Annotated in this window: 16 protein-coding genes and 1 CRISPR repeat array; of the genes, 10 read left to right on the plus strand and 6 right to left on the minus strand. The window is 40.0% G+C overall.

The window, feature by feature from the left end; all coding sequences use genetic code 11:
* Window positions 1-67 precede the first annotated feature (67 nt).
* The 8 genes from prfA (at window position 68) to BV372_RS22710 (ending at window position 10020) form a co-directional block, all read left to right on the plus strand.
* Window positions 68-1168: a peptide chain release factor 1 gene (prfA, locus tag BV372_RS22670; protein ID WP_086688754.1), complete on the plus strand. Its 1101-nt coding sequence runs from the start codon at window positions 68-70 to the stop codon at window positions 1166-1168.
* Between the two features lie 332 nt (window positions 1169-1500).
* Window positions 1501-1986: a hypothetical protein gene (locus BV372_RS22675; RefSeq protein ID WP_086688755.1), complete on the plus strand. Its 486-nt coding sequence runs from the start codon at window positions 1501-1503 to the stop codon at window positions 1984-1986.
* Window positions 1987-2646: 660 nt separating this feature from the next.
* Window positions 2647-4341, plus strand: coding sequence for an ABC-F family ATP-binding cassette domain-containing protein (locus BV372_RS22685; RefSeq protein ID WP_086688756.1), 1695 nt, complete (start codon window positions 2647-2649; stop codon window positions 4339-4341).
* A gap of 663 nt (window positions 4342-5004) precedes the next feature.
* Window positions 5005-5229, plus strand: coding sequence for a hypothetical protein (locus BV372_RS22690; protein WP_086688757.1), 225 nt, complete (start codon window positions 5005-5007; stop codon window positions 5227-5229).
* A gap of 183 nt (window positions 5230-5412) precedes the next feature.
* Window positions 5413-7011, plus strand: coding sequence for a 2,3-bisphosphoglycerate-independent phosphoglycerate mutase (gpmI, locus tag BV372_RS22695; protein WP_086688769.1), 1599 nt, complete (start codon window positions 5413-5415; stop codon window positions 7009-7011).
* 75 nt (window positions 7012-7086) lie between these two features.
* The gene (gene secG, locus BV372_RS22700) at window positions 7087-7320 is read left to right on the plus strand and encodes a preprotein translocase subunit SecG (RefSeq protein WP_086688758.1); all 234 of its coding nucleotides are present in this window, start codon (window positions 7087-7089) and stop codon (window positions 7318-7320) included.
* Window positions 7321-7337: 17 nt separating this feature from the next.
* On the plus strand, window positions 7338-8120 hold the full coding sequence (locus tag BV372_RS22705) for a peptidase (protein ID WP_086688759.1): 783 nt from the start codon (window positions 7338-7340) through the stop codon (window positions 8118-8120).
* Between the two features lie 892 nt (window positions 8121-9012).
* Entirely contained in the window at window positions 9013-10020 is a 1008-nt protein-coding gene (locus BV372_RS22710) for a glycosyltransferase family 2 protein (protein WP_086688760.1), read from the plus strand.
* Window positions 10021-10419: 399 nt separating this feature from the next.
* On the opposite strand, the gene BV372_RS22715 is transcribed toward BV372_RS22710, so the two are convergent.
* The 6 genes from BV372_RS22715 to BV372_RS22740 all read right to left on the minus strand — a co-directional run bounded on the left by BV372_RS22715 (window position 10420) and on the right by BV372_RS22740 (window position 18618).
* The gene (locus BV372_RS22715) at window positions 10420-11391 is read right to left on the minus strand and encodes an orange carotenoid protein N-terminal domain-containing protein (RefSeq protein WP_086688761.1); all 972 of its coding nucleotides are present in this window, start codon (window positions 11389-11391) and stop codon (window positions 10420-10422) included.
* Window positions 11392-12342: 951 nt separating this feature from the next.
* Window positions 12343-13491 (minus strand): glycosyltransferase family 4 protein, encoded by a 1149-nt coding sequence (locus tag BV372_RS22720; RefSeq protein ID WP_086688762.1) that lies wholly within the window; start codon window positions 13489-13491, stop codon window positions 12343-12345.
* A gap of 451 nt (window positions 13492-13942) precedes the next feature.
* A complete protein-coding gene (locus BV372_RS22725; RefSeq protein WP_086688763.1) occupies window positions 13943-15568 on the minus strand; it encodes an MFS transporter in 1626 nt (541 codons plus the stop codon).
* The gene (recO, locus tag BV372_RS22730; protein ID WP_086688764.1) at window positions 15555-16472 is read right to left on the minus strand and encodes a DNA repair protein RecO; all 918 of its coding nucleotides are present in this window, start codon (window positions 16470-16472) and stop codon (window positions 15555-15557) included. The genes BV372_RS22725 and recO overlap by 14 nt, the downstream gene beginning before the upstream one ends.
* A 118-nt stretch (window positions 16473-16590) precedes the next feature.
* Window positions 16591-17271 (minus strand): deoxyribose-phosphate aldolase, encoded by a 681-nt coding sequence (gene deoC / locus BV372_RS22735; protein ID WP_086688765.1) that lies wholly within the window; start codon window positions 17269-17271, stop codon window positions 16591-16593.
* 207 nt (window positions 17272-17478) lie between these two features.
* The gene (locus BV372_RS22740) at window positions 17479-18618 is read right to left on the minus strand and encodes a DNA cytosine methyltransferase (RefSeq protein ID WP_086688766.1); all 1140 of its coding nucleotides are present in this window, start codon (window positions 18616-18618) and stop codon (window positions 17479-17481) included.
* A 239-nt stretch (window positions 18619-18857) separates the two neighbouring features.
* On the opposite strand from BV372_RS22740, the gene BV372_RS22745 reads away from it, so the two are divergent.
* Both BV372_RS22745 and BV372_RS22750 read left to right on the plus strand, forming a co-directional pair.
* A complete protein-coding gene (locus tag BV372_RS22745) occupies window positions 18858-19388 on the plus strand; it encodes a hypothetical protein (protein WP_086688767.1) in 531 nt (176 codons plus the stop codon).
* 204 nt (window positions 19389-19592) lie between these two features.
* A CRISPR array of direct repeats spans window positions 19593-19914; the repeat unit is 37 nt; unit sequence GTTCCAATTAATTAAAATCCCTATTAGGGATTGAAAC.
* Window positions 19915-19928: 14 nt separating this feature from the next.
* Window positions 19929-20180 (plus strand): hypothetical protein, encoded by a 252-nt coding sequence (locus BV372_RS22750; protein ID WP_256973405.1) that lies wholly within the window; start codon window positions 19929-19931, stop codon window positions 20178-20180.
* Window positions 20181-20308: the final 128 nt, after the last annotated feature.

Here is a 20308-nt window from a genome sequence, read left to right on the forward strand (position 1 = left end):
TCAGCTGGGTCGATTGTCATTTAATGCTCGAGCCAATTTGTTATTTTAAGGAGCGATCGCACTCATCATGGCTGAATCATACCTGCTGGACAAACTAAAATCCGTTGAACAAACCTTTAATGAATTAACGCGTCGTCTTGGTGACCCCGATACCGCTAGCAATCCTGATGAGTATCAACAAATTGCTAAGTCTCGTTCTTCTTTGGAAGAGGTAGTTAATACCTATGAAACTTGGAAAGCAGCCCAAGAAGACTTGATCGGAGCGCGTCAGGTTTATAAAGAATCTGCGAGTGACCCAGAGTTGCAAGAAATGGCAGCTTTGGAAGTAGACGAGCTAGAGCAAAAGCTGGAATATTTAGAGAACCGCTTAAAAATATTGTTGTTACCCCGCGATCCCAACGATGACAAAAACATTATGTTGGAAATTCGGGCTGGTACTGGCGGGGATGAAGCGAGTATTTGGGCAGGTGATTTACTGCGGATGTACTCTCGCTATGCTGATAGCCAGAACTGGAAAGTGAAACTAGTGAGCGAGTCACTAGGTGAAATGGGCGGTTTTAAAGAAGTGATCCTGGAAATTCAGGGTGAGAGCGTTTATAGTAAACTGAAGTTTGAAGCGGGAGTACATCGCGTACAGCGTGTACCTGCAACCGAAGCCGGGGGAAGAGTTCACACTTCCACCGCGACAATCGCAATCATGCCAGAGGTCGATGATGTGGAAATTCACATTGACCCCAAGGATATTGAAATGACCACAGCTCGTTCTGGTGGTGCTGGTGGACAAAACGTCAACAAGGTGGAAACTGCTGTTGACTTGATGCACAAACCAACAGGAATTCGGATTTTCTGTACGGAAGAACGCAGCCAGCTACAAAACAAAGAACGGGCGATGCAAATTTTGCGAGCAAAACTGTACGAAATGAAGTTACGCGAACAACAAGAAGCTGTAACTTCAATGCGGCGATCGCAAGTTGGTACAGGGTCGCGATCCGAAAAAATTCGCACCTACAACTATAAAGATAACCGCGTTACTGACCACCGTTTAGGTCAAAACTATTCCCTTAACCCGGTGTTGGAAGGTGATTTAGAGTCAGTTATTCAATCTTGTATCTCTCAAGACCAGCAGGAACGTTTAGCAGAGTTAGCGGCTTCTGGAGCTACAAGCTAATCGGCTTTTTTATAAAATGTGGATAACCGCTTGTTGTGCTGTTGCTTGTAACACACATAAGCGGTTTTTTATCTGAGATTCCCACTGACGTACAAAGCTAATACAAATTTGACAAAAGAATGCGATAGATGGATTCCCAGAAGCGAGATACAGAAAGCCCTTCCCAATTCAAAATCTAAAATGGTATAACGGGACTTAAATTGATTAATTTATAACATATAATATAGTGAAAATACTTAGTAATAACTTGCAGTAAAGATGCTAGAAGTAGCACCTTTATCTGAAAAAATTAGTAAATTTTTATACAATTAAATTTTTTAGAGGTGCATATTATGTCGATATACAACGAACCTTCAGATTGGCAAGCAGAATCAAGCGAGGCTTTTGTGCCAGTTTATTATCAAGGTAATTTAACTGGTTTTTTTAAACAAGACTATGCAGATGAAATTATTAGGTTTTTAAATGAGCAAGAAGTTTTAAATAAAGCTCTTAGATTAGCCTGCACTGATGTAATTAAAAAAACTGGTGGCGATGCCAACCAAGTCAAGAATTTAATGAAAAAATATATAAAAATTAGTGAACGTCCAAAATACGGAACTAGAGCGATCACACTTTTATTAAGAGAAAGGCAAAAGGAACTGGATTTGAGTAGTCAGGAGTTTACTAAATTCTGCGATACATTTAAAGTTTCTCCTTCTGAACTAAATAATATTTATGCTGGAGAACCAATAGATGATAGTTTGTTAGCGCCACTTTCACGAATATTAGGGATATCAAAAGAGCAACTACTAGAAGTGCGAGATGGTGTTGAAGAATAAATTAATACATTTTCAACTATCCAAAATAATTAGAACTTGGTAAAAACTGATAGTCTATTTGAAAGATTGTTTTAAAAATTGCCCAACAACTTCTTGTAAACCATTAGCCTTGCTCTTGCAAAGGTAAACAATTATCAATTTTCCTTAGTTGAAATCAGAATATAGATACTATCTTGGGTTGTAACTTTCCAGACATAAGTCGGGATGAAATCGAGGCTATGTTTGGCTTAAACGAGTTAAAGCAACCGCGATTTTATTAGGAAGCTTTTTAGGAAGGCAAAGAAGAAGGTGAGCGCAGTGGTAAGTTAAAAGCGTTACTACCAATTTTGGCTGCTGGGTTAACTATAGAAGAGCAAATAGCCGAAGCTTTGGAATTGAGTGTAAAGGAAGTCAGGCAGGCAGTACAATAGCAGTCTTCTGATTCAGGCAGCTCCAGGGAAAAATAGCGGCACAATTAAATGCTAGGGTAAGCCAATGTCGAAATAGGTGTATTTCATTGAGTATATATAACTAAATTAGCTTTCAGCGTGAGAATCCACAACTATTTTTCTATCATTTGGAAATTTTCCCCGACGAAATATTAATTAAATTTTGTTAAGATTGACACGGCGTTAGCACTTCATCCCCCAACTACCCATTTCCTACCCTGAGAGAAACTTGATGCTGCGACTAGAACATATTAGTAAAATTTATCCCACAGGTGAAGTTCTCAAAGACATCAACTGGGAAGTCAAACCAGGCGATCGCATCGGCTTAGTCGGTGTCAACGGTGCTGGAAAATCTACCCAATTGAAAATCATCTCTGGAGAAATTGAACCCACGGCTGGAGAGATTATTCGTCCTGCGAGTTTACACATAGCCTACCTCAACCAAGAGTTTGAAGTAGACCCCAGTCGCACTGTGAGAGAAGAATTTTGGACTGTCTTCAAAGAAGCTAATCAAGTGCAGTTGTCTCTAGCACAGGTGACAAGAGACATGGAAACTGCAACTCCAGAAGAACTAGATCAATTGATCAACAAATTGGATCGCTTGCAACGCCAATTTGAAGCTTTGGATGGCTACGGCTTAGAAGCACGCATCGGGAAAATTTTACCAGAGATGGGGTTTGAACCAGAAGATGGCGATCGCCTCGTTAGTGCCTTTTCTGGTGGTTGGCAGATGCGGATGAGTTTAGGTAAAATCCTGTTGCAAAAACCCGACTTATTGTTACTGGACGAACCAACTAACCACTTAGACTTGGAAACTATTGAGTGGTTGGAAAATTACCTGAAAAGTTTGGTTACTCCAATGGTGATAGTCTCCCATGACCGGGAGTTCCTTGACCGCCTCTGCACTCAAATTGTAGAAACTGAACGCGGTGTTTCTACTACTTACCTTGGTAATTACTCCGCATACCTACAACAAAAAGCCGAAAATCAATCAGCACAACTGAGTGCGTATGAACGCCAGCAAAAAGAACTAGAAAAACAGCAAGCGTTTGTTGACAGATTTCGCGCCAGCGCTACCCGCAGTACTCAAGCAAAAAGCCGTGAAAAACAACTAGAAAAAATTGAGCGGATTGAAGCACCTACGGGTGGAGTCAGAACTCTGCATTTCCGCTTCCCTGATGCACCTCGTAGCGGACGAGAAGTTGTCAGCATTAAAGATTTAACTCATATCTATGATGACAAAATCTTGTTTTTGGCATCAAATCTCTTAATTGAAAGAGGCGATCGCATTGCTTTTCTTGGCCCCAACGGTGCAGGAAAATCTACGCTACTGCGGGTGATTATGGGTATGGAACCACCCACAGAAGGTAGTGTTCAATTAGGCGAACATAATGTTATTCCTGGTTACTTTGAGCAAAATCAGGCGGAAGCTTTAGATTTGAAAAAAACAGTCATGGAAACTATTCATGATGAAGTTCCTGACTGGAAAAATGAAGAAGTTCGCACGCTTTTAGGACGGTTTTTATTCACTGGAGATACGGTATTTAAGCAAGTTGGCGCACTAAGTGGGGGAGAAAAAGCGCGTCTGGCTTTAGCAAAAATGCTGTTACGTCCAGCGAATTTATTGATTTTAGATGAGCCGACAAACCATCTAGATATTCCAGCCAAAGAAATGTTGGAAGAAGCACTCCAGAACTACGATGGCACAGCGATTGTTGTTTCCCACGACCGCTATTTTATCTCTCAGGTAGCCAATAAAATTGTAGAAATTCGGGATGGAGAATTCCGCGTTTATTTAGGCAATTATCATTACTATCTAGATAAAATTGCTGAAGAAAAAGAACAAGCAAAGTTAGCTGCCATAGCTGCCGAAAAAGCGGCTAAGAAAGCTGCTAAAGCTTCTAAAGCGTCAGCGAAACGCAAATAAGAAGTTCTAGTAACTTATAGGGTAGTGGATTAAATAAAGTCCAAAAATTTTGTTTTTGTAGGGTGTGTAAGGCGAAGCCTTATACACCTTTCCCCAATAAAAGCACCTCATGCTGCCGCGTTTTGCAACTTCTACTCAGAATTCTAAATTAATAAATATATAATCTTTAATATGCTACTTATAACTCAAGCACTTTCTCAATAAATTGCTAGAGATAAATCAAATAACAGTATTAAATTCGTCAGTCATTATTGAAAAATTGTCAGTGCCCCAGACGAGGAATTACTGACTGCTGAAGTTGATTAAAAGCTTTTTTAGTGATAATTGTCTGGAGCCAATCATCACTAAAAATACGCAAAAGTTACTAAAATTAAAAAAAATCTAAAAAATACTGAAATCATTCATAAAAGAATTTAATAAGCAGAAATTCACTTGCAGCGGTGATTAGCAGTGGTAGTGTAGTGGTGTACAAAAAAAGCAGTACAAAAAAAAGCCCGACGCCCAAGCTATTACTCAGGGATTCGAGCCAAATATATTATTCCAACAACCAAGTTATCACGAAATATAGAACTTAACTGTTTTCGGGATAACTGAACAAATACTGGCAATCCAATTGAGAGTAGCTGGGAGAAGGGATTCACTAGCCAACAAAGGAAAACCAACATGAAAGTGAATCTATTCGACAGCCGCAACTTAACGCTCTTTGCTTATTTAGCTTTGCTCGGAACGCTAGCGGCAGTGCTAACAGGGTTTAATGGTAAAGTTACCGTTGAAATTAAACCATTCAGCGGGCGCGTAGTTGTAGATGGTCATTCTAAAGGCTGTCTCATTGACCCGCATCTACCAGAGCAATCTCAGCCTATACGGCCGAACCAGAAGATAGCTTAATGCTGCATACCGCATAAATTACGCCCCGGTCTTTCACCGGGGTTACCTACAAAAATCTGACACAAATATCTAAAAAAAGTCTAGGTCTTGAATAAAAGGCTTTAATGAGCAGAAATTCCGCTTGCAGCGGTGATTAGCAGTGGTATCATTCGGGTATTACAAAAAGTAAAGGGCAATTTTACTATGACCAAAGCACCTGTTGCTCCTGTGGTGCTAGTCATTTTAGACGGATGGGGCTACTGTGAGGAGAAGCGAGGAAACGCTATTGTTAATGCTCAGACTCCAGTCATGGACAGTTTATGGGCAGCTTATCCGCATACCCTCATCCGCACATCAGGAAAAGCCGTAGGGTTGCCAGAGGGTCAAATGGGCAACTCGGAAGTTGGTCATTTGAACATTGGCGCTGGGCGGGTAGTACCCCAAGAATTGGTACGCATCTCAGATGCTGTCGAAGACGGTTCTATCCTCAGCAACCCAGCACTTGTCAAAATTTGCCAGGAAGTTCGCGATCGCAATGGCAAGCTTCACATAGTAGGTCTTTGTTCCGAGGGTGGGGTACATTCCCATCTCACCCATTTATTTGGACTACTTGACTTAGCCAAGCAAGAGCGAATTTCCCAAGTTTGTATCCACGCCATCACCGATGGACGTGACACTGCACCAACAGAGGGTGTAAAAGCGATTGGGTTGCTGCAAGACTACCTAGATCGCATAGGCATTGGGCGCATAGTTACCCTCAGCGGTCGCTACTATGCGATGGATCGCGATCATCGCTGGGATCGCGTTAAACGTGCCTATGACGTGATGACACAAGATGGAGTAGCTGACAGTCACCAGGCTGTAGAAGTTTTACAAGCATCTTACGCCGCAGGGGTGACAGACGAGTTTATCCTCCCAATACGCATTGCTCCCGGTGCAATAGAACCAGGGGATGGGGTGATATTTTTCAACTTCCGTCCTGACCGCTCTAGACAACTCACACAAGCTTTTGTCAGTCCCAAATTTACCGGGTTTGAAAGGCAGTTAATTAAGCCACTGTCTTTTGCTACTTTTACTCAGTACGATCCAGACTTGGGAGTGGCTGTAGCGTTTGCGCCTCAAAATCTTACTAATATTTTGGGAGAGGTAATCGCCAATCACGATCTCAAGCAGTTTCGCACTGCTGAAACCGAAAAATACGCCCACGTCACCTACTTCTTTAATGGCGGTCTAGAAGAACCTTTTGTTGGTGAAGACCGAGAACTGGTAAGCAGTCCAATGGTAGCAACCTATGACAAAGCCCCGGCGATGTCAGCAGAAGCAGTCACAAATGTAGCGATCGCGGCGATTGAAAAATGTATCTACTCGTTAGTTGTGATTAACTATGCTAACCCAGACATGGTAGGGCATACGGGTCAGATAGAAGCTACGATAGAAGCAATTGAAAAGGTTGACCGCTGTTTGGGTCGCCTACTTGCTAGCATTATTAAAGTCGGGGGAACAACAATTATTACTGCTGACCACGGTAATGCTGAGTATATGCTTGATGATGCGGGTAATCCTTGGACAGCCCACACCACCAACCCAGTCCCCTTAATTTTGCTGGAAGGCGAAAAAGTAAAAATCCCTGGACATGGTACAAATGTCGAACTACGAAGCGATGGCAAGCTAGCCGACATTGCTCCCACAATTCTAGAGATTTTACAGCTGCCTCAACCATCCGAAATGACAGGGCGATCGCTAGTTGTACCAGCAGGATATGATGTGCAACGCAGTCGTACTCCCGCGCAAGTAGGTTTGTAAAACAGATAACAGTTAACTGTTACCTTAACCCAGACACTTCTGTTTTGAAATTGACTATCTATTGAGATTGCTACCATGACAGTTTCTAATATTGTTCAAAGCATTTGGGCACTTTCCGCCGTTGGTTTAATTGTCTTAGTGTTGCTGCATAGTCCCAAAGGTGATGGTATTGGAGCCATTGGTGGACAAGCTCAACTGTTTAGCAGCACCAAGAGTGCAGAAAATACCTTAAACCGAATTACTTGGGCGCTGACAGTAATTTTTCTAGGTTTAACAGTGGTTTTAAGTGCTGGCTGGTTACCTAAGTAGGCATAGGGGATAGGGATATGGGGAACAAAATCCAATACCCAAAACCCAAGATCCTGAAAAATGTATTTATACGACAGTTACTAGCAGTTCTTGCCTTAGCTATAGGTACAGGGCTGCTAGTTATTTTTTGCAACACCCAGTCTAGTGGTATTTCCACAAAATTCCAGCATAGCGACTACTCAATCTCCCTTTCTCTACCTTCTCCAAAACCCCATCCTCTACCGCCAACACTAGCGCAATGGCAAGATAATACAAACAGTGGTGATTACTTTTCTCAAATTACACCAACCCAAGTAGGCTATCTTGTTTGGTCACAGTTTCCCATTCGAGTTTACGTAGAAACACCAACAGCAATTAACAGCCAGCAAGCTCAAGCATGGGTTAATAGCGTCTTACAGGCTGTGCAAGAGTGGAATGTGTATTTGCCCTTATTGGTAGTGGAACAACCACAGGTTGCAGATATTAGTATTTTGCGAAAAGCACCACCTCTCAAAATTTCACCTAACGATAAAATTCCTCGTGCGCGTTCCGCCTTAACTACCTACGAGTTATATACCCACAACAAAGTTTTATTGCACCGCTTCACAATATTGTTGAGTCCTAGCCAGACTGGTAATTATCTCCTTGCCGCAGTCCGCCACGAACTCGGCCACGCCTTGGGAATTTGGGGACATAGTCCGCTACAAACCGATGCCTTATACTTTTCTCAAGTTCGCCAACCGCCGCCTATTTCTGCTAGAGATGTGAATACCTTGAAGCGGGTTTATGAACAGCCAACCAGTTTGGGATGGTCTTTATAGTCGCTTGAGTTTTAGCGGCTATGAAAAAAGTAAGTTATAGAATTTTCTAGATCACTCCAAAGCTAGATCTACCAAGGTTTGAGCTAGTCAATAATATTCAACGTTCTTGCACGGTCGGGGCTAAAGCAAATTCATATATTTCACTAAACAAAACAACATAAACCTCGTCCAAGTTGAGAACTAGAGTTTTTCAAAAGGGAACAGGGAACTGGTGAGAGCATAGGATTTGGGAGCACAACCCGATCGATAAAAAACTATGGGTTTCAAAGTAGTAGCGCGACACAACTAAGATGTTGCAATAAAAAATGTTTGTAGTTGCGCTTTAGCGCCTTCCAATAAATAAATCTAATGCACTATTTTAGTTTTATCACGCCAGTAGACGCAGTTTAGTTTTAAATCTATTGACAGCATTACGCTAATCGCGTGCGAGTAGCAATGGAACCAAAATGTACGCATTCCGACTGATTGCTGCGATAACAATAAAATTTCTACTTTCTTTAACGCCTCACGATCACCGTGTATTTAGGCAATGAGTGCATTTTTCCTATAGTAACAATTTTCATAATTGGAAAAAACTCATCGGTGAGTGAGGGCTAAAACTTAGCTATAGCAATGATTTCAACTTTAGCGTACATTTCTATTCCATTGCTAACAGAACCCCAATTAAAAAAACAAGCTCTCACCAGTACCTATGCTAGGGTATTTTTTGTTGCAATACAGCCTTTAATTGTTTCACTGATTGACAATTTTGAACCGTATATTTAACGACAGCTTAAACAGAAGTAAATCTGCCTTCAGCAAGAAGTAAATCTGCCTTCATTACAAAGAAACTAAGAGAGTCTGCAAATGTAGAGACCACTCCTACCGATCGTAAATCTTAAACATAATTACAATGAAACCTGAAGTATCTATAATTATTGCATCATATAATACTGAAAATTATATTTCTAAAGCTATAGATTCAGCCTTGAGACAAACTCTAAGTAATATTGAGATAATTGTGGTTGATGATGCCTCTAATGATAGTACATTAGAGGTATTAAAAAAGTTTAATGATGAGCGATTGAAGATATTAGTAAATGAAAAGAATCTAGGTGTGTCTGGTACGCGTAATCGCGCTCTAAAAGCAGCTAAAGGTAAATGGGTTGCTGTTCTTGATTCTGATGATTGGTATGCACCAGAACGATTAGAAACACTTTTACAGATGGCATACTCAGAACACGCTGATATAGTTGCCGATAACTTATATTTTATAGAAAATGGACAAGACTATCCCTGGAGTACATTAATTAGTGAAAGTGGGGAGTCTATTAACCAAGTAAAATTAATCGACCCAGCCTTTTTTGTTGCCACAGATATATATGGACAACAGGGTTTACATCTTGGTTTATCGAAGCCTATATTTAAACGAGATTTTTTAATTAGTAATGATATTGCATACGATGAAACACTAACCATAAGTGAAGACTTTTGGCTAGCTTTGCAGTGTTTAGTGTATAGAGCAAAATTCATATTTCTACCAGAGCCATATTATTTTTATCGCTCTCGTTTAGGTTCGTTAGTGTCTTCAAAGTTGAATAAAAATCTTGAATTAACTTGCCGAAAAATTAAAGATTTTATGGCTATTGAGGATATAATTAATCGCCATCCTAATTTAGCTCAAGCTTTAACTAAGAAACTTACAATTAGCCAAAAGTATTTAGCTTATTACCGTGTTGTTGAGACTATAAAAAAAAGGCAATACTTGGAGTTTTTAATTCAAATAGTACATAATCCATATTTCTTTGTTCATCTTATTTCTAACATTCCTGGCATAATTCATAGGAGAATTAAATACTATATTTTAGGAGATAAATCTGCATTTACACTTGCTCATTTAAAATTTAAAAAACAAAATTAGGTATCACAAACTATTTGTTTCTTTGCGCCTTTGCGCTTTTGCCTGAGGCAAAAAATGCGTTCATTTACTTGAAAACATCTATAAATGTTAAAAATATACTGAAATTAGCGAAGGTTAACAGTGTAGCTGCACCCTTCTATGCTTTCAGATTCAGTACAGCTAACGGACATTTAAAGCATAACCTTTGCTTATAATTTATTATTTAATGTGAGTGGTGCCGTTTATAAATCAATCCTAAATTTACTAAACTCAATTAGTGTAAAATTATCGCTTAAAAAATTGGGAAATGCTTTGGTCTTGGGAGATAAAGAACTATCAAAATGAATAAAACCCGCCTATGCGGGTTTTGTTTGTAGATTTGCGGTTTTAACAGCCTATTATTTCTTAAGTAGATGCTTTCTAAACAGGACGCAGGCTCAGTAGTTCTTGAGGAGATGCCAGCATATCAATTGCCACGAAGAAAATTTTGCCTTGGGGATTGATTAAAAACCGCCAAGCAATATTCATCCCAACATTGACACCAAACCAAGGAGTTTGTACTACACCTGTAATTTTCAACTGTTTAGAGCCATCTGGTTTAACTTCCATAATGCCCTGCTTTGGCATCATGTTCAGCCCTTGCGCTTCTTCACGCATATATTTAGAGATCGCCTCACGACCAACAATCGGTTTTTGGAATGGTGGTTGTAGCGCACCTTCAGGAGTAAACAGATCAATAGCAGCATCAAAGTTGTCTGCGTTCATGGCTTCAATGTACTTTAATACAGCAGGTTCTGTGATGCCATCAATCTTGACTGAGGTAGTAGCAGTTGGAGCTGTACGTGGGAATGCAGGTTCTGCAACAGCTTTTGGATAACTACTGGGACCAAGCTCTGAAGTATCGAATCCCATATCTACTACTGTGTTACGCAGTACTGTAATTTGCTGACCTGGATCAAGTTTCTGGGTAGCTTCTAGCACTACTTTTACACCGGGAGACATTTGATAACCAGTCGGGATAGGTGCGACAATACCCTGTTTCATCAACTCTCCCAACTCGTACCAAAAAGCTAGCTTGGTATTTACACTGAAAAAACCATAGGAACGGCTAATAGGAGTATCAGCACGGCTAGCAATATCCCGCATAACTTGCGTTTGCTCTTCAGGAGACATTAACTTAATTTGGGTGAGCAGACTTTCTGCTAGTTGCAGGCGTGCTGCTCCAGGCGCTGCGGGAGTAATTGTACGACCCATTTCGGTGTAGGCATACCAGAGATATGCTAGCTGATCTTCAACGCTGAGTTGATCGAACAGAGCTATAGTTGCTGGAATCGGGCTAGGAACTTGAGTGTTAGAAAAAATACTTTGAGCGGACTCGATAGTCAAAGCCATGATCAGAATCTCCAGTACTGTTTATGAATTAGCTGCTTTCAAAATTCCAATGAAGCATCTTAAAGCTGAGAAAAGCCAACAAAAAACCCAATAAACTCTCTTCAGTCAAGATTTCCAGTGCTGAAAGTGAAACATTATCAACCTGAAAATACTTGCAAAGATTAAGTTTTTTGCATACGAACTGAAGCCAGTCTCAGGACTGTCTTACAAGTACATATTTGGTTTAATGGCAAAAGTGTTAGCTCAAACTCAGTGGGCTACAACGATACTGCACTTAGTTATGCAGTCCTCTCATCAGAGGTTTAGGTGTTATGTAAAGAAGTGTAACAATAAATCTTTAGTTTTGTAAAGTTTTTTGAAAAGATGTAACGAAATTTGTCAAAACTTGCCTCCTAAGCTAATTGTCTTTCTGCTGAGTGAAGTGCTTTATTTGCCTTTAGTGGGAGTCGAAGTACCAGCAAAGAGGTAGCTGATTTCACAATTTTGCGAAAATTTTGGCTCAACTTACGCCGATGTAAATCTACTACACAGCCCTTAAATCATTGCTGTGCAATCAATATAGCTCTTAGCGCAACTATAAGTGTACTTATGTAAGCTCTGTAATTGTTAATAAAACTGATGTAAGTTAAAAATTAGGAGTCAACGCCTCAAGCTCGCTTCGCCAGCCTCTTTGACAATTTTACCCAGTAAGAGCGATTCAACAAACGTTGAAAGTCCCTGTGGAAAAGAGTTAGCTCTTTTATTGTGCAAGGAAGTTCGTTTAAGAATTTATTCAGTTTTTGCAAGCCAAACGCCAGCAGTTGGCATATCTATACTTGATAGTACATTTACCAGAAAGCATCTGTAAATGATGAATATGCACTTAAATTAGCCAAGTTCAGCAGTATAGCTGCACCCTTGTATGATCTAAGATTCAGCGCAGCTAACTAAAATTTAGAGTAGAGCCTTTGCTTATAATCTATGACTTAGCGGTAGAGGTCGCTGTAGTAAGACTTCGCGATATAACTGTTCGAGATGAGTAATATTATTACTGAGGGTATAGCGCTCTAGTACACGCTTTCTGGCTTTCTGCCCCAACACAGTTGTTAACTCAGGATGGTCTTGGAATAGTGGTAAGAGGGTTCGTAATTGCGATCGCACTGTCTTAGTATTTAAAACTACTCCTGCTCCTTTTTCTAACACTTCTCCATCTGCACCCACATCTGTAGCTAAACAAGCTAACCCAGATGCCATTGCTTCTAACAGAGATAAAGATAGCCCTTCTACCAATGAAGGCAAAATGAAGACATCTGCTCCTCGTAAAATTTCGATACGTCGATTTTCATCGGCAATAAATCCTAACCAAATAATGCCTTCATCTGCACCATAAAATGGTTGTAAAGAAGGCTTCAAAGGCCCGTCACCAACAATTAGCAACTTGCTATCGATTTCCATTGCCGACTGCTTCCAAGCGCGCAGAAGAGGTTCGACATTTTTTTCTGGAGCAATCCGACCTTGATAGACAAATAGGCGTTCGGCTTGAAATTCTGCTTTGATTTGAGAAGGTCCAGGAGAATATTTAGTAGTATCTACTCCATTGGGAATGACGGCGACATTTTCTTCCCGTACGCCCATCCGTGCCAATAACTCTCGCTGAATTTGGGAAAATACAATGACGCGATCGTAGTTAACCAAAAAAGGTGCGTACAGCTGATAGGCCAAAAGTTGTGTTCCAGAGATGAGTTTTGCCCCCTTGCCTGCAAATGGCGTATGGAAAGTAGCAATTAAGGGCAAATTCAGTTGCTCACAAATCTCTGGAAGAATAAAGTCCAAGGGAGATAAAGTCAAGGAAGCGTGGACGATATCTGGTTTGATTTCCCGCAACGAATCAGTTAATACTTTGGTTGCTTTGAAAGTGGGAATTGTGTAAACCTGGGACTTGTAAATGAAGGGTAAGGGAACTTCTTGGAATTTTGGCCAGTTGTCAGGTTCAGATTCTTCTTGGGCAAAGTGGAGAAAGCTAACTTCATGCCCTCGGTCTAGCAAGGCATTTGTAATTTCTCGGCTGTAGGTGACGTTGCCGCAAAAGGGTGATTTTTTTCCAATCCAGGCTATACGCATTCTTTATTTAGTTATAAGAACAGCGGGTTTAATATTTAGTTATCTTTCCTTTATGGTTTTGCTTTTAACTTCTTATCATCACTACCTGTTTAGTTATTATCAAACTCCATTTTTTTAGTTATTATCAAACTTGATACTTTTATCCTTCTAAAATAGCCAAATATAAGCTTTATTTAAGTAGTAAATGACATGGGAATAAAGCTAACATTCCAAACATATGAAAAGACTAAATTATCAACTTTTTCAATTTTGTAAAGCAACAGTAGCTTATTTATGGCTTTAGTGATTCTAGTAAGGATGGTTAATAGATGTGAGTTAATAAAAACTCATTTAGCCAGGATTCACAACGATCCCGTAATTGAGCCTATGGTGATTTAAGGCTCAGTTAAGTCTACCACGAAAACTTCAGCTTTCAGTAAATGATTAATTATGACAAACTAATGATTAATCATTACCGATGAGAGTTATACCAAGTAAAGATACCTCCAAAAAAGACAATTACAGCTAATGCCAAAAAGACTGCTTGTAATCCAATAAATGTTTCTGCAACACCAGCTAATGCTAAGGGTAACGAAAGGGCGATATTAATCACATTGTTTTGTAGACCAAAGACTTTACCCCGCATTTCTGCTGGGGTTTCTGTTTGGATTGCAGTTTGCATAGGTATACCCACTAGTGAACCAAACACGCCCAACAGTGCTATTAACAAAAGGACAATCCATAACTGTGTTGTAAATATGGATAAACCAATCAGCGAAGCTGCCATACCTATACAACCACACAGACTTAGCCCAGTGTAAGAGAAGCGTTGACCAAACTGACCAAGAATTGTCGCCCCAGCAGCTATACCAACACCACCAGCTGCTAGTAAAAAGCCGAATTGAGAGGGTTTCAAGTTAGGAATTATTTCTGCCATCCGCACTGCTAGAACAGTTAATGCTGCAAAGATGGAAAACAATATGATCAGTTGGACTAAAGCACTGCGAACACGATGATTGTCTTTGAGGTAGCGTAGTCCATCCCGCAGGTCAGAGAAAACATGAGGAAATTCTGTTGCTGAGTCGTGGGGTTTTTCGTTAGTTACTAGAAAGCCTAAAATCAACCCAGCGATCGCATAACTACCACCGACCACGATTTCCTTACCCAATCCCCCACTTGCACCCAGTTGCAGCCATAGTTGATCGGCGATCGCTAACAGTGGTTCTCCAACAGCAAAGCCAACAATCACTGAGGCCATCATGGTTGTTGTGTACAAGGAGTTCGCCGAGAGTAGATGTTGTTCTTCCACCACCAAGGGAATGGCTGTTTGTTCTGCTGGTGCAAAAAACTGCGTCAGCGTGGACACTAAAAAAGTCACACCTAAAATGATCAAAAAACCTACTGGCAACATTCCTACTGGTTTCCAATCATGAGTCAACCATAAGAGTAGGGGAATTGCCAACACCAAAATTCCCCGCCAAACATTTGTTGCTACTAGCACCGTCTTTTTTGACCAGCGATCTACAAATACACCTGCCACGGAACCAAATAGCACTGCGGGAATTGTAAAAGCCATCATTAAAGCTGATACCCAACCACTAATGCTTTGATGACTAGCTTGAAACTGAGTATTAATTAAGCCAATCATTAGCACCAGATAAACTTTATCTGCTAGCTGGCAAAAAACTTGACCACCCCAAAGAGCCAGGAAATTAGGGTTTTTTAATACAGGTAAAAACCCCTTCTGGGCCACATCACTTAATTCTTGTTCTGCCCCTGAGTTAGGCCCATTGACACCTGGCAGATCTTTTTCTGAGGTAATAGCTGCTTGGCCATTAGCCTCAGTCTTGGTTGATGTATCTGCTAATTGTTTGCCAGGTTCCTCAGTGGCATGAGAGTTTGATTTTTCCGATGTCCAATTTTTATTACTTTGAGAAATGTCTTTTGAGGACATTTCGTGGTTATTGATTTGACTAGGTCGAGGCTTAGGAACAGCACTCAAGTGACTAGGTGCTGTAGAATCTGATGCTCTACTCTGTTTTTTGGCGTAGCTCGGTGACAAAGGCAAGATTTTTTTATCCAAATCAGACGGTTGCATCATGGTTAGCAGCAAAATAAGAATCAATTAAAGTGGCGGAGCGAATTGGACGACCCAAATGATACTGAGCATACTGGCGCAGAATTTGCTCAACAGATAACCAGCCATCATCTTTGACTGCATTAATAAGCATTATCTCTGGTTGCGACAGCTGCTGGAGTATCTCAAGTTCTGTAGCATTCAAGCGATTAGAAATCACAGGTATTTCTTGCCGATGCACAACTGTTTGGTAGCCAGAGATGGGAGAGGCTGAGGTTGTAGGAGAATGAGGCGATCGCGGAACAGAAGAATTGATTTTTCTCTCCTTATCTCTTTGTTTTCGTAAGTCTTCCCAAGTATCCAAGCAAACTGTTCCACCAGCAGAGACGCTAAATCCTACCTGCCAGTTGGGGTCTGTAAAATTTGGTATCAGGGGACGTTGCGTTAGACAACAGACTTGTACCTGAGGTGTGAGTCCTGCTAAAGCTAAAAGGTGAAACACTCCATGAGATAGATGAGCTAAAATACTTGCTTCGGTACTAGATAATGCCTCCAACCGATTGAGGTGTTCATTGAGCAACTCATAAAGTTCTTCTTGGGGTTGTTCGCTTAAAGCTTGACATAGAACTATTTCAGCTAAATATTGACTAGCAGCTAATTTACCTAGATCTTTAGTTAGACCTGGATAAGTTTTGATTGTTTGCGCTTGTGTAATTTTATCGAGCGATCGCCCTTTAGAAATCAGTAGTTCATTCACTACAAACATCCCACTCCTACCACCCAGGCTAGAATTATGCTTGCGTGCCCCTGGGGCAACTGCTCGGATTAAACCGAACTCTCGTGTCAAAATTGTTACTATTTTATCTGATTCTCCCAGCGCCTGGGCTTTAAGATTAATTCCAGTTACTTGATAAGTTCTACTCATTAGCCAAGAGTCCGTAGGAGCGGGTTAAACCCGCATATCTAAGGGCAGACGCGATATTTCGTTTAAACCGCCCGTACATTAGTCGCAAGTCATGAGTTATTGATCTGAGTACAAATGACTATTCCACCTTTTCCGGGTTATTGCGCTCGCGGATTAAATCGATACCGCGAGATGTGCCTAATCTAGTAGCACCCGCCACGATTAATTCTAAGGCTTGATTAATGGTACGAATACCGCCTGAGGCCTTAATTCCTACCCTTTCTCGTGCGATCTCCTTCAAAAGTCGCACATCTGCCACCGTTACACCCCCATTCCAACCTGTACTGGTTTTTAAGAATGCAGCCCCTGCTTCCATAGAGATTTCTGCTGCCAGTTTCTTTTCCGCATCCGTCAACAGGTTAGTTTCTAAAATTACCTTAACAGGTTGCCCGGATTCTTCACAAATTTCAGCAATTTCCCGGTGGACTTCTTCAGTTTTGCCAGCCTTCAACCAGCCCAAGTTGATCACCACATCCAGTTCAGTGGCACCATTTTCTACTGCTTCTTGAGCCTCATACAGCTTTACTGCTGAAGTAGTCGCCCCTGTAGGAAAGCCAATCACTGCACAGACTTTTGGGTTTTTACCGTGGAGGAGTTCCGCTGCTTGCTTCACATAGGCGGGAGATAGGCAAACCGCCGCAAAATGAAATCTGTCTGCTTCTTCACACCATTGCTCAACCTGCTCTGGGGTAGCCGTTGGCGTTAACAGGGCGTGATCGATAAATGGCGCAATATCAATGTCTGGATAGTCTGCTGCCATCGTGCCTTTTGCCAGTTATTGATTATTAATCTTTATAAAAAATTAAAACATTTCTTATATATATATTAAACCATATTTATTACGAGTTTATTCTGAAAACTGGGTTGGAGAATAGGTCTGAGATGTCGGCTTTGCAGGTAGCCCCAAATCACGTACGTAGTTTAGTTAGCCTTAGAAACTTTTAACCTTATTCAGATCACCAGAATTTCAGATACCAGTTGCTAAAAAGTTAAGAATACTTTGAGCTAATGCCTTTGATGCTAAATATGGCACACCATTGCCAATAGTTTTAAACATATTGGTGAGTGACATATTTTCTGGAAGTATAAAATTTACAGGTAAAGATTGGATCGCTAAAGCTTCCGCCACAGAAATTCTTCTTACTTTGTAGGGATGTAAATGTACTTCATTATTACCATAACAAGCAGTTGGTGAGTAGCGCCATCTGTGCAACCGTTTGAAAGATTTTTTAGAATCATCACCTTCATCAACCGAAGCGAATTTCCTAATACCTGCTCTTGGTTGAAAATATTGTTCCGCATTCGGATGTTGCGACACATCATTTTTTCTAAACCAGTATTCAACTGTAAGCTCTTGAGGAATATCTTCAGGACAAGGAATTACAGAATTTTCTTGAAAAGGTTCGCACTTTCGCCAAGGGTAAGCAAAGACTTTTTCTTGAGGATATAAAATATGATTTCCCCAAGGAAATAGGTTTTCAGGTAGTAATATTTCACTACCAATTTTGATGCCTATTTCCTTAATTAAGCGATTGTGGAATCCAAGAAGAATAATTCTTTGCCTATCCTGCGGTACACCGTATTCAATAGAATTAATTAATCGCTCTGTTAATATATAGTCTGCTTGTTTTAACTGTTGCTTCAAAGAGTCAAAAAATAAACGGTGTTTTTTTGTTCTCCACAAACCTTTGACATTCTCAAATAAGAAGAAATCTGGTAGATTCCGACAAATTAATTCAATATAGGAGGCTGAAAGTTTACCATTATCTCCTAAATATCCTTGATTTTTTCCTCCAATAGAGAAATCAGGGCAAGGCGGTCCACCAATAAAGCCAATAATATTAGATTTGCGGCAATCTTGGACTAATTCCCAAAGGCGTTGTGCTTGTTTTCCTTTAAGAAGTTTAGTTACATCTGCTGCTTCTGCTTCATGATATCCATATTCAGGCAATGGTAGGTTCAGAATCTCTCGTGAATAGCGATATGCAGTGATAAATGGGGAAAAAATTTCACTGACATAAACAATATTAAAACCACTACTTTCAAAACCTAAATCAAGAAACCCTGAACCAGCGAAAAAAGAGAATATACAAGGTCTAAGGCTCATTTTCTAAATGCACATTTCAGCAATATATTTTCCTCTACTATCATCAAAAATATTTTCTATTTTACTAAATGCATATACAGATATTTGATTACACTACACAGATGTATAAATTATTTATTAAGTAATTATTTAAATACCGACTAGCTTAATAAAGCCATAAGCAACAATTAAATAAGAGGGAATAACATGGTTTACTAATTAATGCTATTTTAAATTATCAGAATAATTTTATTTTAATTATGTCCTTATCTGATTGGGAAAAATTATTAGCTGAAGGAAAACATGCAGTTGAGATAGTTCGTATAGGTTTACGCAATCGAGGTATTAATGTTAGAGAGTCTATCATTACCGAATTTGGTACAGATGAAGACATTCCTGTATACAGTACCGATAATCAGCGTAAGTTATTTTGGATATCAGTCAAAAGTGTAGCTAGTCGGGTTGAAGATCCTCGTGTTCTTCCTGTAGGGTATCGAGGCTGGATGTGTGGCGAAGTTGAAAGCAAGCAATGGTTTAACCCCTCATCTGCCATTATTTGGTATTGTTCAGCAACTCGGCTTGCATGGGGTGCTATTCCTCCGACTCCTCCAAATAGGCTGAGTACTAGATGGTTCATTTTCCCTGACCATTGGGGAAGGGTTCTAGACAAGCGCAAAACAAATAAGTTAAATCATAAAGTGTATCTTTACCCAAACTGGCTTGTACCACCAGAGTCAACCATCAACAAAGAGGAAATTATTGCCCATATTCAACGCTTAGCCGAGCAATAATTTAGATACAATGCGACATCAAAACGAAGTGTAAATGCCAAAGGTCGAGGTTGACGCAAACTCTGTAAGCTTTGATATAAATTGATTTAAGCCATAATGTATTGCTTTGCCCAAACACATTCAGCCTGAAAATGCTATATTTTATTCAAGTTGACGCAACTGTACCTTGAAAACCAAATATATCAATGCTTTCAACTGTGGACGGTTCCAATTAATTAAAATCCCTATTAGGGATTGAAACGTTTTTTGCCAGCTATTCGGCACCATGATGGATTGTTCCAATTAATTAAAATCCCTATTAGGGATTGAAACTATGTACTTCTATGCATTCTATTTCACCTTTATAGGTTCCAATTAATTAAAATCCCTATTAGGGATTGAAACCCAAGGCGGAACCTCTGCAACTTTTTTCGTCAAAGTTCCAATTAATTAAAATCCCTATTAGGGATTGAAACCAATAACAAGTGCGGACAACTAGCAGAATTAATGGTTCCAATTAATTAAAATCCCTATTAGGGATTGAAACTAAGGATTTAAAATATGCCTGAACCTTTCGTTGACCTTGACGCAATTTTTAATCTTGCTGTGAAAGAAACCGAAGAATTGATGAAACTTGGCTTTGATATTAGCGATTCTTGTGCTGTAACATCACTAGAATGGTATGCCAATAAATATCCAGAAATTGCAGAACGCTGCAATAATGCTCTGCTAGAACTGATTGAGAAGCAATCTGCGGCTACTCCTGCATTTGTGGGTACTACATACTCTGACAATGATTTAGATAACTTTTAATTTGAAAATATTTGTGAATTAGTATTTGCTAAATACTTTTATAATTTATATTCCTGTAATTTAGCTATTTAACCTGAGTTCGGGATAACCCGAAACCCTCATTACTCCGTTGCTTGATTCTAGGATCT

The sequence above is a fragment of the Nostoc sp. T09 genome (assembly GCF_002154695.1).
Lineage (GTDB): Bacteria > Cyanobacteriota > Cyanobacteriia > Cyanobacteriales > Nostocaceae > Aulosira.